Annotated in this window: 13 protein-coding genes and 3 pseudogenes; 11 read left to right on the forward strand and 5 right to left on the reverse strand. The window is 68.4% G+C overall.

All coding sequences use genetic code 11. The features are described from left to right. Positions 1-32: 32 nt before the first annotated feature. Together AC529_RS20880 and AC529_RS20885 are read right to left on the reverse strand one after the other, a co-directional pair. Positions 33-788 (reverse strand): type 2 periplasmic-binding domain-containing protein, encoded by a 756-nt coding sequence (locus AC529_RS20880; RefSeq protein ID WP_232306679.1) that lies wholly within the window; start codon positions 786-788, stop codon positions 33-35. Between the two features lie 167 nt (positions 789-955). Next, positions 956-1,261: pseudogene (locus AC529_RS20885) on the reverse strand (extracellular solute-binding protein); the annotation flags it as partial. On the opposite strand from AC529_RS20885, the gene AC529_RS20890 reads away from it, so the two are divergent. Then, positions 1,200-1,337, forward strand: coding sequence for a hypothetical protein (locus AC529_RS20890; protein WP_232306680.1), 138 nt, complete (start codon positions 1,200-1,202; stop codon positions 1,335-1,337). The pseudogene AC529_RS20885 and the gene AC529_RS20890 overlap by 62 nt on opposite strands. A gap of 299 nt (positions 1,338-1,636) precedes the next feature. On the opposite strand, the pseudogene AC529_RS21265 reads toward AC529_RS20890, so the two are convergent. Next, positions 1,637-1,990 (reverse strand): annotated as a pseudogene (locus AC529_RS21265) (hypothetical protein); the annotation flags it as partial. On the opposite strand from AC529_RS21265, the pseudogene AC529_RS20455 reads away from it, so the two are divergent. Both AC529_RS20455 and AC529_RS08960 read left to right on the forward strand, forming a co-directional pair. Beyond that, positions 1,944-2,975 (forward strand): annotated as a pseudogene (locus AC529_RS20455) (ROK family protein); the annotation flags it as partial. The pseudogenes AC529_RS21265 and AC529_RS20455 sit on opposite strands and share 47 nt — an antisense overlap. A gap of 187 nt (positions 2,976-3,162) precedes the next feature. Beyond that, the gene (locus AC529_RS08960; RefSeq protein WP_068755495.1) at positions 3,163-5,949 is read left to right on the forward strand and encodes a glycoside hydrolase family 3 protein; all 2,787 of its coding nucleotides are present in this window, start codon (positions 3,163-3,165) and stop codon (positions 5,947-5,949) included. A 45-nt stretch (positions 5,950-5,994) separates the two neighbouring features. Here the strand turns inward: AC529_RS08960 and AC529_RS08965 are convergent, their stop codons facing one another. Further along, complete coding sequence (locus AC529_RS08965; protein ID WP_232306653.1) at positions 5,995-6,663, reverse strand: hypothetical protein; 669 nt, start codon at positions 6,661-6,663, stop codon at positions 5,995-5,997. A 627-nt stretch (positions 6,664-7,290) separates the two neighbouring features. On the opposite strand from AC529_RS08965, the gene AC529_RS08970 reads away from it, so the two are divergent. The 8 genes from AC529_RS08970 to AC529_RS08995 all read left to right on the forward strand — a co-directional run bounded on the left by AC529_RS08970 (position 7,291) and on the right by AC529_RS08995 (position 12,792). Continuing rightward, entirely contained in the window at positions 7,291-7,476 is a 186-nt protein-coding gene (locus AC529_RS08970; RefSeq protein ID WP_068755498.1) for a hypothetical protein, read from the forward strand. After that, positions 7,460-7,993 (forward strand): DUF6879 family protein, encoded by a 534-nt coding sequence (locus AC529_RS08975; RefSeq protein ID WP_068755500.1) that lies wholly within the window; start codon positions 7,460-7,462, stop codon positions 7,991-7,993. The genes AC529_RS08970 and AC529_RS08975 overlap by 17 nt, the downstream gene beginning before the upstream one ends. Next, entirely contained in the window at positions 7,993-8,832 is an 840-nt protein-coding gene (locus AC529_RS08980; RefSeq protein ID WP_083948051.1) for a helix-turn-helix domain-containing protein, read from the forward strand. The genes AC529_RS08975 and AC529_RS08980 overlap by 1 nt, the downstream gene beginning before the upstream one ends. Positions 8,833-8,946: 114 nt before the next feature. Next, on the forward strand, positions 8,947-9,081 hold the full coding sequence (locus tag AC529_RS20060; protein ID WP_232306654.1) for a lasso RiPP family leader peptide-containing protein: 135 nt from the start codon (positions 8,947-8,949) through the stop codon (positions 9,079-9,081). A gap of 126 nt (positions 9,082-9,207) precedes the next feature. After that, positions 9,208-11,046 (forward strand): albusnodin/ikarugamycin family macrolactam cyclase, encoded by a 1,839-nt coding sequence (locus AC529_RS08985; protein WP_157080134.1) that lies wholly within the window; start codon positions 9,208-9,210, stop codon positions 11,044-11,046. Further along, positions 11,046-11,321, forward strand: coding sequence for a PqqD family protein (locus AC529_RS08990; RefSeq protein ID WP_068755505.1), 276 nt, complete (start codon positions 11,046-11,048; stop codon positions 11,319-11,321). The genes AC529_RS08985 and AC529_RS08990 overlap by 1 nt, the downstream gene beginning before the upstream one ends. Before the next feature lie 8 nt (positions 11,322-11,329). Continuing rightward, on the forward strand, positions 11,330-11,737 hold the full coding sequence (locus AC529_RS19585) for a lasso peptide biosynthesis B2 protein (protein WP_157080172.1): 408 nt from the start codon (positions 11,330-11,332) through the stop codon (positions 11,735-11,737). A 29-nt stretch (positions 11,738-11,766) separates the two neighbouring features. Then, positions 11,767-12,792: a protein-L-isoaspartate O-methyltransferase family protein gene (locus AC529_RS08995; protein ID WP_068755506.1), complete on the forward strand. Its 1,026-nt coding sequence runs from the start codon at positions 11,767-11,769 to the stop codon at positions 12,790-12,792. 44 nt (positions 12,793-12,836) lie between these two features. On the opposite strand, the gene gltX is transcribed toward AC529_RS08995, so the two are convergent. Then, the gene (gene gltX, locus AC529_RS09000) at positions 12,837-14,252 is read right to left on the reverse strand and encodes a glutamate--tRNA ligase (RefSeq protein ID WP_083948052.1); all 1,416 of its coding nucleotides are present in this window, start codon (positions 14,250-14,252) and stop codon (positions 12,837-12,839) included. Between the last annotated feature and the right edge of the window lie 434 nt (positions 14,253-14,686).

The following is a 14,686-nucleotide window of genomic DNA, read 5'->3' on the forward strand; positions in this document are numbered from 1 at the left end:
GCAGGGCGGCGGGGCGGGGCCGGGACGTCCGGTCAATCACGGCCGTACTCGGCGAGGACCTCGCCGTAGAAGTCGCGGGCCGCGTCGCCGCCGTCGCGTCGCCACTGGGCGACGATGTCGCCGAGTTCGCTCACCTCGCGGCGGCCGCGCAGGATGTCGGTGATCCTGTCCTCGGTGGGCTGCTCGGCGCTGGCGTAGGAGGAGGGGCGCTGGATGCGGATGCCCTCGAAGGGGTTGTCCTCGGTGTACTGCGCGGCGTCGTTGAACCAGGCGGTGAAGGACTCCACGTAGTCGGGGTACTCGCTTTCGGCGATGGCGTTGTTGCGGCCGCTGATGAACAGGTAGCCGTTGGACACCTCCTTGTGCCCGAGTTCGGTCAGCTCGGGGGCGCCGTCGTCGTTGAGCTCGTGGTGCGTGCCCTCCTCGCCGTAGCGGTAGGCCATGTACTCGGCGGTGCCGAAGGGGGCGGCGCAGTAGTTGAGGATCGCCAGGATCTCGGTGACCTTCTCCTCGCCCAGGCCCTTCTTGATGAACACGCTCTGGTTGGAGGGGTCGTTGCCGTGCAGGGACGGGGTGCCGCCGTCGTGGGCGAAGGCGGGCACCAGGTCCATGCGGAAGTCGGGGTTCTGCGGCAGGATCGCCTGGTAGGCCTCGGTCCAGCCGCCGAAGCCGTCCTGGGTGAGGAGGATCTTGCCGCTGTTGAACAGCTCCTTGGAGTTGGCGCCGGAGCCCGAGGCGATGTCGGGGTGGACGAGTCTGGCGTCGTAGACGCGGCGCATGAACGCCACGGCCTCCTCGAACTCGGGGTCTCGTAGCGGTGCACGAGCTCGCCGTCCTCCAGGCGCCACTCGCGGGGGGCGCGGAAGATCTGGCGGGCCACCCGGTAGAAGTCGCCGAAGGCCCAGCGGTTGTTGCTGGGGTCGTTGATCTCCGCGCCGAGCGCGAACAGCTCCTCGGCGGTGGTGGGCAGGGCCCAGCCGTGCTGGTCGAACAGGTCCTTGCGGTAGAAGATCCACTCCGACAGCGGGTCGGTGGGCCAGGGCACGCCGTGCAGTCGGTCGCCGAAGACGCTCCACTTCCAGGCGTTGGTGGGCAGGCTGGCCAGCATCGGGTAGGGCTCGACCGCAGCTCCGGCCAGGTAGGGGGTGAGGTCCTCGAACAGCTGGAGGGCGGCCTCGGCGAAGTCGGGGATGAGGTTGATGGCCCAGTCGGGGATCATCGTGATGTCGACGACGTCGCCGGCGGCGATCACCGCGTTCATCTTGTCGATGATGGTGTTGCCGTCCTGGAACTGGAAGTCGACGGTGGCGCCCAGCTGGCCGTTGACGAAGTCGTAGAAGGAGTTCTCCCCCAGTCCCGGCGGGATGGGGCCCCACAGCGGGGCCATCGCCTTGTAGGTCCCGCCCCTGCCCGGGGTGCCCTCCACCGCGCGGACCAGCTGGTCGGGGTAGGAGGTGAAGCCGGGCGGGGCGCCGTGCCGGCCGGGGATGTCGGGTTCGACGGCCTCGAACGGGATGTAGTCGGGGACGAGCGCGTCCAGTTTGTCGAGGTCGGCGGCCGATCCGCTGCTGCCCGGGCGGGGTCCGTCGGGGGCGCAGGCCGACAGCAGGCCGCCGCCGGCCAGCAGTGCGGCGGCGGTGCCGGTCAGGCCGAGGAAGCGGCGCCGGCTCGTCGTCCAGGCGGGTGAGGGGCGGGAGTGTCTCATGGTGGTCCCTTCGGGGGAGGGAGGCCCTGTTGTTTTGCGGTCACTCTCTGGAGTCCGGAGGGCGACCGCGATAGAATTAGTTCGGGTTATAGACAAACAAATTACTCGTGAGTGATGCGGACCACAAGATCCGCAACCGAAGCGCTGCGAAACGGGAACGGGACACACGGTGATCGGCAGGACAAGAGACCCCAACAAGGCAGAGGTGGGCGACGTCCGCGCCACCAACCTGGCCCTGGTGCTGCGCTGCGTCCGCGAACAGGGCCCCTGCTCGCGGGCCGACATCGCCGCGGCCACCGGACTGAACAAGACCACCGTCTCCAGCCTGGTCTCCGAACTGCTGCGGCGCCGGCTGCTGCGCGAGACCGGCACCACCGAGAACCGGGTGGGCCGCCCCGCCATCATGCTCACCCTGGACGGCGCCTCGTGCGCGGCCATCGGCATCGAGGTCAACGCCGACTACCTCACCGCCGTCGCCGTCGACCTGGCCGGCCGCCCCGTGCTGTCGTGGCGGCGCGCCTTCCCCGCCAGCACCGTCCCCCCCGCGCGCGCCGTCACCGCCGTCACCGCCCTGGCCCGCCGCGTCGTCACCCGCATCGAGCACGACGGCCGCCAGGTCCTCGGCCTGGGCGTGGCCCTGCCCGGCCTGGTCGACCCCGACGGCCGAGCCCGCCTCGTCCCCGCCCTCCACTGGCGCGACGTCGACTTCGCCGCCGAACTCGTCGACGCGCTGCGCGGCCCCGGCTTCCCCGTGGAGATCGGCAACGACGCCAACTACGCGGTCCTGGCCGAACACCGCTTCGGCGAGCACGTCGGCACCCGCGACCTCGTCTACCTCACCGGCGGCACCAGCCTGGGCGCGGGCCTGCTCGTCGACGGGGCACTGCGCCGCGGCCACTCCGGCTACAGCGGCGAGGCCGGACACATCCCGGTGCCCGCCCCCGGCGGCTCGGCGCGCCTGGAGACGGTCGCGTCGGTGACCGCGATCGCCCGCCGCACCCTGCCCGACGAGGCCCGCGATGACGGACACCTGTCGCTGGCCGAGGTGGAACTACGCATCGACGAGATCGTCGCCCGTGCCCGCGCCGGCGACACCACCACCCTGACCCGCCTCGACGAGGCCGCCCACGACCTGGCCGCAGGTGTGTTCACCCTGGTCAGCGTGCTCGACCCCGAACGCGTCATCCTCGGCGGCTACTACGCCGAACTCGCGCCCTGGCTGCTGCCCGTGGTCAACGGCCTGCTCGACACGCGCGGCGTGGCGGTCGAGGAGCCCATCGCGGTGCCCTCCACCCTCGGCCTGGACGCCCCCGCGCTGGGTGCTGCCGCCCGCATCCTCGACGCCGTCGAGGAGGGCCCGCCTCCCCGACGGCACCACCCCGACCCACGACCTCGCCGCGGCCGCCCGCGCCCCCCGCTGACCCCGGCCCGCCCTCACGACCAGATTGGGACCCACCGTGACCGAACCCTTCCGCGACCCCTCCCTCAGCCCCCGAGAGCGGGTCCGCGACCTCGTGGCCCGGCTCACCACCGAGGAGAAGATCGGCCTGCTCCACCAGTACCAGCGGCCCGTGCCCCGCCTGGGCATCGGCCCGTTCCGCACCGGAACCGAGGCCCTGCACGGCCTGGCCTGGCTGGGCCCGGCCACCGTGTTCCCCCAGGCCATCGGCCTGGCCAGCACCTGGGACCCCGACCTGGTGCGCCGGGTGGGCGCGGCCACCGCCGCCGAAGTGCTCGCCTTCCACACCAAGGACCCCGCCGGAGCGGGCCGCAACGTCTGGGCGCCGGTCGTCAACCCGCTGCGCGACCCCCGCTGGGGCCGCAACGAGGAGGGCTACTCCGAGGACCCCTGGCTCACCGGCGTCATGGCCGTCGCCTACGCCCGCGGCCTGGCCGGGGACGACCCCGACCGGCTGGACACCGCCCCCACCCTCAAGCACTTCCTCGCCTACAACAACGAGACCGACCGCTGCACCAGCTCCAGCCACCTGCCCCCGCGCGTACTGCACGAGTACGAACTGCCCGCGTTCCTGCCCGCGCTGCGCGACGGCTCCGCGGTCGCCGTCATGCCCTCCTACAACCTGGTCAACGGCCGCCCCGCGCACCTGAGCCCTCTCATCAACGAGGTGCTGCGCGCCGCCGCCCCCGACGAGCTGATGGTGGTCAGCGACGCCATGGCCCCCGGCAACCTCGTCGACCCGCAGCACTACCACGCCGACCACGCCACCGCCTACGCCCACGCCCTGCGCGCCGGGGTCGACAGCTTCACCCAGGACGACGACCGCGCCGAGGCCACCCTCGGCCACCTCCGCGACGCCCTGGCCCGCGGCCTGCTCACCGAGGCCGACCTGGACCGGGCCGTCACCCACATCCTGTCGGTGCGCACCCGCCTGGGCGAGTTCGACCCCGGCCTGCCGCTCCGCGTCGGCACCGACGTCGTCAACTGCCCGGCCCACCAGGCGCTGGCGCGCACCGCCGCCCGCCGCTCCATGGTGCTGCTCAAGAACGACGGCCTGCTGCCGCTGTGCGCCCCGCGCCGCGTCGCCGTCATCGGCCAGCTCGCCGACACCCTCATGGAGGACTGGTACAGCGGCACCCTGCCCTACGCCGTCACCGCCCGGACGGGACTGGCCGAACGCACCGAGACCGTGTTCTGCGAGGGCGTGGACCGCATCGCGCTGCGCACCGACGAGGGGTACCTGACCGCCGGAGCCGAGGGCACGCCGCTGACGCTGACCCCCGCCCCCGGGTTCGGACCCGTCGCCGAGTCCGCGGCCTTCGACCTGTTCGACTGGGGCGGGGCGTGGGCGCTGCGCGCGGTCGTCAACGGCCGCTACGTCTCCGAGACCGAGGACGGCCACCTCACCAACGACCAGCCCGGACCCAACGGCTGGGAGGTGCGCCAGACCTTCCGCTGGCAGCCCGACCCCGGCGGCACCGGCGTGCTGCAGCACCTCGCCACCGGCCGCTACGTCGCCGTCGGCGAGGGCGGCGTGGTGACGCTGACCCCCGACGCCGACGCGGCGGCGGTGTTCACCGTGGACGTGCTGCGCTCGGGCGCGGCCGAGGCCGCCGCGGTCGCCGCCACCGCCGAGGTCGCGATCGTGGTCGCCGGAGACCACCCGCTGGTCAACGGACGCGAGACCGAGGACCGCGCCGACCTGGACCTGCCCGCCGCCCAGGAGGAGGTGCTGCGCGCGGTGCGCGCCGCCAACCCCGCCACCGTCCTGGTGCTCAGCAGCGGCTACCCCTTCGGAGTGGTCTGGGCCGACGAGCACGTCCCGGCGATCCTGTGGTCGGCGCACGGCGGACAGGAGTACGGGCGGGCACTGGCCGAGGTGCTCTTCGGCGACGCCGACCCGGCCGGGCGCCTCACCCAGACCTGGTACCGCTCCGCCGCCGAACTGCCCGACCTGTTCGACTACGACATCATCGCCAACGACGCCACCTACCTGTACTACCTGGGCTCGCCGCTGTACCCCTTCGGGCACGGGCTGAGCTACACCACCTTCGACTACGCCGACCCCCGGGTGCACGTGGACGGCGACCGGGTGGCGGTGGAGGTGAGCGTCGCCAACACCGGGGACCGCTTCGGCGAGGAGGTCGTGCAGTGCTACACCCACCAGCGGGTCTCCCGGGTCAAGCAGCCGCTGCGCAAACTCCAGGGGTTCGCCCGGGTGGCCCTGGAACCGGGGGAGACCCGGCGGGTGCGCGTGGAGTTCCCCGTCGCGGCGCTGGCGGTCTGGGACGTCACCCGATCCCGGTTCGTGGTGGAGGACGCGCCCCGCACCGTGCACCTGGGACGCTCCGCCAAGGACCTGCGGGTGTGCGCGCCGCTCCAGGTCCCGGGTGAGGCCATCGGGCCGCGCGCGGCCGCACGCATCCAGGCCGCCGACAACGACGAGTACCACGGGGTGGTGCTGTGCGCCGCGGCGAAGGAGAGCGGCGACGCGGTGCGCGCCACCGAGTCCGCGGCGTGGGTGGCCTTCCTCGACGTGGACTTCTCCGCGCGGCCCGAGCAGGCGGTGCTGTCGGTCAACGCCGCCGAGGCGGGACGGCTGACCCTGCGGGTGGACAACCCGATCGGCGGACCCGTGGTCGGCACCGCCGAGGTGGCGGCATCAGCTGACCGGTTCGACTTCACCGAGGTCCGCGTCCCGGTGGCCGGCCTGTCCCAGCGGCGCGACCTCTACGTGGTGTTCGAGACCGCCGGGACGGCCCTGGCCTGGGTCGACCTGTCCTGACAGGCGCGGGTGGGCGGCGTCGCGCGCAACGCCGCCCACCCCGGGTCACGCCGCGCCCATGCCCAGGCCCATCTTGGACCCCAGACCCATCTTGGACCCCAGGCCCATGCGGGAACCCGTCTTGGCTCCCATGCCCATGCGCGAGCCCATCGCCCGCATGAACCCCAGCTTCTGCTGGGTGGCCTTCTGCTGTTCGCCGTGCAGGGCGTTGAGCACCACCAGGGCGCCGGTCAGGGCGGGCACCGCCCACTGCGCGATCCGCAGCTTGCGCGAGGTGTCCTCCAGCGTCTCGGGGCTGTTCGCGGAGGACGCGCTGTCGAGCGGCTCGGGCGAGGTGGCGGCCTCCTCGGCGCGCCGTCCCAGCATCCGGGAGTAGGCGGTGGCGCCCAGCGCCGCGGCGGTCACCGCGGTCTTGGCGACGGTCGAGGCGCCCACGCCCTTCTGGTTCATCACCCGTTCCCGGTTGGCGCCCAGCAGTCCGGCGCCGCCGACCAGGTGCGCGCCGATCGCGACGAGGTTGAGCGGGGCCCACTTGTCCCATCCCGCGCCGGAGATGCGGATCGACTCGTTGAGTCCTTTGGACTCCTGGTCCGCGGCCTTGTTCAGACCGACCGCCCCCATGAGGGAACCGCCGAACCACGCGGCCAGGCCCAGGTCGTGCAGTCCGCGCACCACGGTGTTGCGCTGGGCCATCTGCATCATCTGCATCTGCATCGCAAGCGCCTCCAAAGGCGAGAAGCAGGGTCGAAGGTCGTGCGGCCCGCTAGCCGAGAAAGCCCAAAGCAATCACTGCTTCGTGTATGGATTTCCCTTCGCGGTCCCTTTGTCCGAGGGGTCTGCTTTGCTCCGGACAGCAGGGCAGGGGCGGCGCCGGTGCGGCCGTGGACGGTGGAGCGGACCTGGTCGGGTGCGCCGGGTGGTTGGTGTGGAGTCCTTCAGTGCGTGACTCCAGGCTTTCGGGGCCCCGGTGTCCGTGGCCGAGGACGGTCCGTGGGCCGCGTCCCACCGCCAGTCCTCCCCGGGGGACCGCAGCCGCCCGCTGCCATGTCCTCGGCCCGCAGCCACCAGACCGGTCGGGACGGGAGGCTCGCACCGTCTCCACCGGTGGACCGAGTGGGCGTGGGGTGTGTGCGGTCCAGTGGCCGTGTTGCCTGCAACAAGCCGGTACAGGAACCGGTTTTCAGGGGACGTTTGCGGACGGACGACACAGAAGACCGGCAAGGAGAGGTCCCTTTTCCGCGCTGCAGATATTCCATAACACGAATATTCGCGAAATTCGTTGACGTGCTTCGGTGATGGCCGTAAGTTCGTTTCGCCGTCCCCCATAGCGGAGGTACACCAGTGGAACTGGTCAAGATCGCCGGTACCTGTTCGAAAGACGACTGCCCGAACGTGTTCACGACAGACCGTGGAACGATCGCAGTCCAGGGCTATCTGGTCGCTGGACTCACCATCCCGGAAGGCGAGGCCGTTGTGGAGATCCCCCTGGAGCTGTTGAGGGAGGCCGCGCGTGCGCTTGGGACGTGAGGAGTGGCGCGAGTTCTTCGACTCCTACACCGATTACGCCTTCCGACTGGAGACGCTGCCGGTCTACAAGGTTGCGATCGAGGACGATGAGTACCGTCGTTTCCTGGCAGGGGAGAAGCGACCCGAAAGCGAACTGCACACCGACGAGTGGCTGCGACGAGTCTCCGGCTACGTCGCCTCGGGGCGACGGCTTCAACGGGTCCACGTGATCACCCCGCCGCTGACCGAGTATCTGCGCTACGAGTTCGAGTGGGGCTACGACTTCAACGTGCGGGTAGGAGAGGAGATCGGAATCATCGACACCACCGAGGCTCCGGAGCTTTCCTTCCCGGCACATGAGGACTTCTGGCTGTTCGACGACAAGCATGTGGTGCTGATGCGCTATGAGGAGGACGGCACCCAGATCGACCGTCTGTTGCTGGAGGACGTCGACGTCGACGAGTACATCGCCCGCAAGGATGCGGCGCTCGCCATGGCCACCCCCTACCAGGAGTACCGGGCTAGGCTCGACGGATAGTGCTGGAACCAGAAGATCTCGGTAAACGCAAGAGTGACCTCGCACAGGAGTTGCGACGGCTGCGCAGGCAAGCTGGTCTCACGGGAGACCGGCTTGCCGCGCGTGCGGGTATGAGTCAGAGCAAGATCTCCAAGATCGAAACTGGCAAGATTCTGCCCTCGCTCCTCGACGTGGAGCGCCTCCTCCGCGCGCTCGGTGCCGAGCCGCGGGTCGTGGAGGAGCTGTCCGCACTCGCTCGCCGCGCCAACACCGACTACCAGGACTGGAAGGCATCCCTGCGCAGAGGCCTTCACCACAAGCAGCAGGAGCTTGCCACCCTGGAAGCCACTTCCTCGCGGTTCCGCTATTTCCTACCCGCGATGATCACCGGCCTGCTCCACACTCCCGAGTACGCCAGAGCCAGTCTCGCCACCACCCGGGGGGACCATTCCAAGGCCATAGCCAGACGTCTCGATCGACAGGCGGTGCTTTATGAGGAGGACAAGCACTTCACCTTCATCCTGACCGAACAGGCCCTGCGATGGCCACTCTGCCGGGGGAAGGCCATGTCGGTTCAGATGGGGCGTCTTTCTTCTCTTTCGGAACTGCCGAATGTTCGTATCGGAGTCATTCCGCTCCGGTCGTCTCCGATCCCCGAAGGGCCGCTCACCACGTTCACGATCTACGACGACGCTTTGGCTACCGTAGAGATGTTCACCGGGGCCCTGCTGCTCCGTGACCCTCGTGACGTCCACTACTACCTGGAACTCTTCGCTTCCTTCGAGCGCGCAGCTCTCTTCGATGGCGCAGCTCGCGGATTTATCGCGAACATCGCCGAGGACTTCCGCAACCAGTCCTGAATCCATTTTATTCCCTTTCGGGAATAGCGTTGATTTGCTGTGCTCCGTGGCTATCCTCATGGGTGTGTCAGTTTGCTGCTGCGGACAGACACGTGCCGTATTCCTGATTTCTTCTTGCTGCGGAAGGAAAAGATGGACGAGGAGATCTATCAGCCCCCCGAACTGGTCGAACTGGGAGACGCCCGTGAAGTGACGCTGGGAGCGGCGGACGACGACACCGCCGACATGAACACGGCCAAGTACTACTAGGCCGCTCTGTCCGCAGGAACTGCGGAACAGCCGTTTCGGCGACGTGGGTGAGCAAGCGGATCTCAGCCGCAGGACGGGGTGGGCCTCCCATGAGAGGCCCACCCTTCAAACCGAAGGAACGCGTCCATGGCGATACGGAAGTTCTTCATCGGGTCCGTGCGGAAAGCCGCCGGAAGGCGGCAAACCCACAGATCGATACCACTGGCCGAGCAGCACACACTAACCCTGGTCGGTGAATGGCCGGAATCCAGGGTTCGACGGTTGCACGCTGAGGGACGCCACGTGACCCTGCTAGGGGAATGCTTCGCCTCCGACCAAAATCTTGTAGACGCCCTGACCGATGACGCTTCCCTCCCCGAAGCCGCGGAGGCGTTGGCAAGACTGGCGGGCTCTTACAGCACTGTTGTCACCGACGGAGTAACCACAGCGGTCACAGGAGACATCGCGGGTCTGCACCGGATCTGGTTTCGCCGTGGTGAAAGAGAAGTCCAGTACGCGTCCAGCCCACTCCCACTGGCTGCCATGAATGGGTACCGCCTGGATCAGGAGGCACTGGCCGCCCACTTGTTCTGCGCCGAGTTCAGTCCAAGCCTGGGCGGTGATTCGCTGTTCGACAGCGTCAGAGCGCTGGCACCAGATCAGATACTTCTCGTCCGGAACGGCACGGCAACGGTACTGCGACGCATGTTCCCGACCGAGCAGACGGGCTTCTTCGCCGCGAGCACAGCACTTCGTCATGCTCTGCAGGAGAGCGTGCACCACCGCACCACGAAAGCTGCCGCTGTTTCTGCAGACTTCTCCGGTGGTCTGGACTCCTCCACGCTGGCACTGCTCGCAGCTCAGCACCACCAGGAACCAATACAAGTGGTCACCTACGCCGACCCGTTCGCCCGCAACGACGACGACATCGTCCATGCGGCGCGTTTCGCAGGAATGGAGTCCTCTCTGAGGCAGACCGTTGTCGAAGGAACCACGCAAACTCTGCCCTTCACCAACATGGCGGCAACGCCGTTCACAGAGGAACCCAGCCTCGACTCGGTCATCTACGCCCGTGACCGAGCCCGGCTTCTACCCGTCGTGGGCACCTCGGTGCACTTGACCGGAGACGGAGGCGACGTGGTGCTCGGAGCCCCTCTCACCTACCTTGCTGATCTGGCTCGTCCACGTCATCTGCTCCGCTTCCTCCGAGAGTCCGGGGCCTGGGCAAGACTTCGCCACCGGCCGGTACACCGTGTTGTGCAAGCCGCCGTGGACACCGCCCGCACAAGCTATTCCGCCACACTCACACACCTGGCCCACGAACTGGAGAGCAACGATCCCCCTGAATGGAGGCGTCACCCGGCTGTCGAACGCAACATCGTGTGGGCGTCCCTCTCCCGAGCGGCAGACTGGGGGACCCGTGCGGCGCGGACAGCCGTGGCAGAACGCCTCCGCCGCGCAGCCGAAACCGTGACAGGTATTGAAGGGGCCGACGCACACACACTACGCACGATCCATCGGCACACGGCTGCCTCCCGGTCCTTCATCGATATCGCCGAACACCTGGGTGTGCAGATCGCCATGCCCTTCTTCGACAACCAGGTCGTGGCAGCCTGCCTCAGCGTTCCTGCCACGCAACGGGCCTCGGTCGACCGGGTCAAACCTCTGCTCGGGGCAGCTATGACCGGTCTGCTTCCCCCTGAACTGTTCGAACGGCGAACCAAGGGCGACTACAGCGCCAGTGAGTACCACGGAATCCGCCGCAATGCGGCAGCGCTGCGCTCCTTACTCCGGGATTCCCGGCTCGGTGATCTCGGAATCATCGATCCTTCTTCGGTGCTGCGCGAACTGGAGGCCGCAGCCAGCGGTGCATACGCGGCGATGGCCTCCCTCGGGGAGGTGTTCGCCTTCGAGGTGTGGTTGCGCGGACTTGACCACCAACCCCGTGTGTCTTTCTCCCCATCGACGCTGCTGGAGGTGTGTTGATGACAGCTGTCAAGCCGGCCTCGAACGTGTGTTCCGTGGCTACCGACGACGGAGCGGTACTCCTGGACCTCGGCACCGGGAAGTTTTTCGGGCTCAATCCGACCGCTGCGGTGATCTGGGCCGAGCTCGCCACCGGCAAGGACATGGCCGCGCTTGTACCGGAGTTGGCGTCCAGATTCGAAGTTGGCGAGGAACGGATGAAAACCGATATTCGTGAGCTCGTTGAGGTTCTGCGCCGACACCGTCTCATCGACGAGAGAAGGACAGCCAAGTGAGCATGCACATGGCTCTGCCTCCTCCTCCCACCGTCCGGCTGAAAATCCGGCATCGTGCCGCGGGTCTGCTCGGCTTCGTATTGGCCCTGGTACTGCTCAGATTTCCCATAGGTCGTGCCGTGGTGGTTGTCACCCGAGTCAAAAATTGTGTGGCTTCCCCTGCCTCCCCGGATGAGGCCCTGACCGCGGTGGTTGCGGCCAGGAACGCGGCCCGCTGGTTTCCTGGCCGGGCGGCCTGTCTGGAGAATTCCCTGGCCGCCACATTCACTTCTCTTCTGCTGCGTCGCCGTCTCGACTGGTGTATCGGGGCGCGACTCATGCCCTACGCCGCGCACGCCTGGGTTGAAACCGGTAACCGACCTGTGGGGGAACCCCACACACCAGATCGCCCCTATCTACTGCTGCTTCGTGTATGACCCACCACACCTTCTTGGAAAGGCCTGCCATGTCCATCAGTCCGCCTATCGCTGCCGCTCTGGCCACTGTCGACGAGGACTACTACACGCGCCGTCCCGACGGGAGCGTGCTCGCCCAGACCACGTCGGCGCGGACGATCGCGCGCATGCTGGACGCACTCGACGTCCGCCCCGGACACCGAGTGCTGGAGATCGGCACCGGGTCGGGATTCTCCGGTGCCCTGCTGCGGGAACTGGTCGGCGAAACGGGACAGGTCGTGTCGGTGGACGTGGTGGCGGACCTGGTCGACCGGGCCCGTGACCTGCACACCAAGCGCGGGCGCGAGGACATCGACGTGCTCCTCGGCGACGGACTCCTGGGAGCGCCCACCCGCGGCCCGTTCGACCGGATCGTCGCCTGGGCGAGCGCCGAACGCATCTTTCGGGCCTGGGTGGAGCAGAGTGTCGCGGGCGCGGTGCTGGTGGTCCCGGTCGAACTGACCGCGCGGGTGCGCACCACCGCGATCGTCCGCCTGCACACCACCCCTGGCGGCGACCCGGTCGCGGACAAGGTGTTCGCAGGCGGCTACGTGGAGATGCACTCCGAAGAACTCACCCAGTGGCTGGTGCCGCCCCGGGGCGTCGACGCGCTCGTCCACGACACGCAGGGGCAGCCGTGGTGGCTCTCCGCCGACTGGGCCGGACGGGACCGGGCTGCGGCCGAACACCTACTCGCTCTTCTCGGTACCGGGGCCGAAGCCCGTCCCCTGTTGGCAGAGGACGAGTCGGGGCAGGACTTCGTGGCGTTCCTGTACGCCACCCGCCCGGAGGAGTTCGGCGTGGTCGGCCTGGGACAGACCGGATGGCGGCTCGGCGTCACCAGCCCGTCCGGGGCCGCGCTGGTCACCAGACGCCAGGCCAGTGACGCCGTGTGCGCGGGAGAACAGACCGCGTTCGACCGTCTGTGTTCCTGGGTGGAGGAATGGAGGACAGCGGGTCGGCCCGGCTACGCGGACCTGCGCCCCGTGCTGTACCGGCAGGCCGACGGCTGGACCGTGCGCGCGGAGTTGGTCTGACCGTGGCAGCGGTCCTGCTCCGAGCGGGACCGCTGCCACTGCCGTCAGGCATTCAGTCTGTCCAGGGCGGCCTGAATCCGGTGCAGGGTGCGGTCACGGCCGAGGACTTCCAGTGACTCGAACAGCGGCAGCCCGACGGTGCGGCCGGTCACGGCAACCCGTACCGGGGCCTGGGCCTTGCCGAGTTTGAGGCCGTGGCCCGCCCCGACCTCCTCCAACGCGCTCTTCAGCGAGGCGGCCTCCCAGGCCAGCGCCGGATCGGTGAAGCGGTCGAGCGTATCGGCGAGCACCGGTCGGGCGGTGTCGGACCGCATCGCCTTGGCCCAACTCTTCTCGTCCCGCACCGGTTGCTCCAGGAACAGGAAGTCGACGTAGGCGGCGATCTCACCGAGCACGGAGACACGGCTCTGCGCCAGCGGCGCCACCCGGGCGAAGGTGGCCGCGTCGTAGGCCTCCTTCGGCCAGGGCACGTTCTCGGCGTGCAGATAGGGGGTGCAGCGTTCGACGAACTCCGTGGTGTCCAGGGCGCGGATGTACTCCCCGTTGAACGCGCGCAGTTTCTTCTCGTCGAAGAAGGCCGGAGAGGAGTTGACGTCGGCCAGGTCGAACAGCGGCACCATCTGGTCCAACGGCATGATCTCGCGGTCCTCGCCCGGGGCCCAGCCCAACAGCATCAGGTAGTTGACCATCGCCTCGGGTAGAAAGCCCTCGGCCCGGTAGGACTCCAGGGAGACCTTGTCACGGCGCTTGGACAGCTTCTGCCGCCTGTCGTTGACCAGCACCGGCGCGTGCGCCCACACCGGCGGGATGTGTCCCAGGGCCTGCCACAGCAGTTGCTGCTTGGGTGTGTTGGACAGGTGCTCCTCACCGCGGATGACGTGGGCGATGCCCATCTCGGCGTCGTCGACCACATTGGCCAGCACGAACAGCGCCGAACCGTCACCGCGGGCGATGACGAAGTCCTCCAGTGCGGAGTGCGGAAACTCCACCCGACCCCGAATCCGGTCCTCCACCACCGTGGTGCCGCCCTCAGGAACCCGGAACCGCAACGCCCGGCCCGCCGCGGCCTCCAGGCCCCGCTCCCGGCAGTGGCCGTCGTAGCCGAGGTTGGGATTGTCACGGCGCTGCTGCACCTGCTCGCGAGTGCAGTCGCAGTAGTAGGCCAAACCCTCCGCGAACAGGCGCTGGGCGGCCTTGGCGTGCTTGGCGGCGTAGTCGGTCTGGAAGTAGGGGCCCTCGTACTGGCTGTCGTCCACACCCAGCCAGGCCATGGCCTGCAGAATGCCCTCGGTCCACTCGGGACGGGAGCGGGCCGTGTCGGTGTCCTCGATCCGCAGCACCATGGTTCCACCGGATTGTCGCGCGACCACCCAGTTCAGCAGTAGCGACCGGGCGTTGCCCACGTGGAACATGCCGGTCGGTGACGGAGCGAACCTGGTGCGAATCGAAGAGTCAACCACAAGGAAACCCTAGCGCCATTGGAAGGGAACAGAGTACGGACTGATTGGTGAGAGCTCACTCTTCTGAAAGTCGGAGTGTGGACCATGGTTTTTCTGCGGTCGTTGCGACCAACGTTGTGGCTTCCCCTCGGTTCCATGCGACCAGCACCGTCGGAGGGGAAACGACCCGAGGTGTCGTGGCCGGAGAACCGAGGACGAGTAGTTGGAAGGACCGCGGGAAAGCGAAGGAACACAAGGTGAGGAAGGTTCTCGCCGTGATTGGGGAAACGGCAGGGACAGGAGGAGCATCGTGGACCACCACACCTACCGTGTATTGGTCAGCAGGGGACGAGCCCCAGGTCGACACCGCCGCAGAACTGCTATTCGCCTCCCTGGGGCGTATTCGCCTAAATCAAGGCATTTGGAGGAATTGGGCAGTTCGCTGCCGAAGTCGT

This window comes from Thermobifida cellulosilytica TB100 (genome assembly GCF_001517975.1).
GTDB lineage: Bacteria > Actinomycetota > Actinomycetes > Streptosporangiales > Streptosporangiaceae > Thermobifida > Thermobifida cellulosilytica.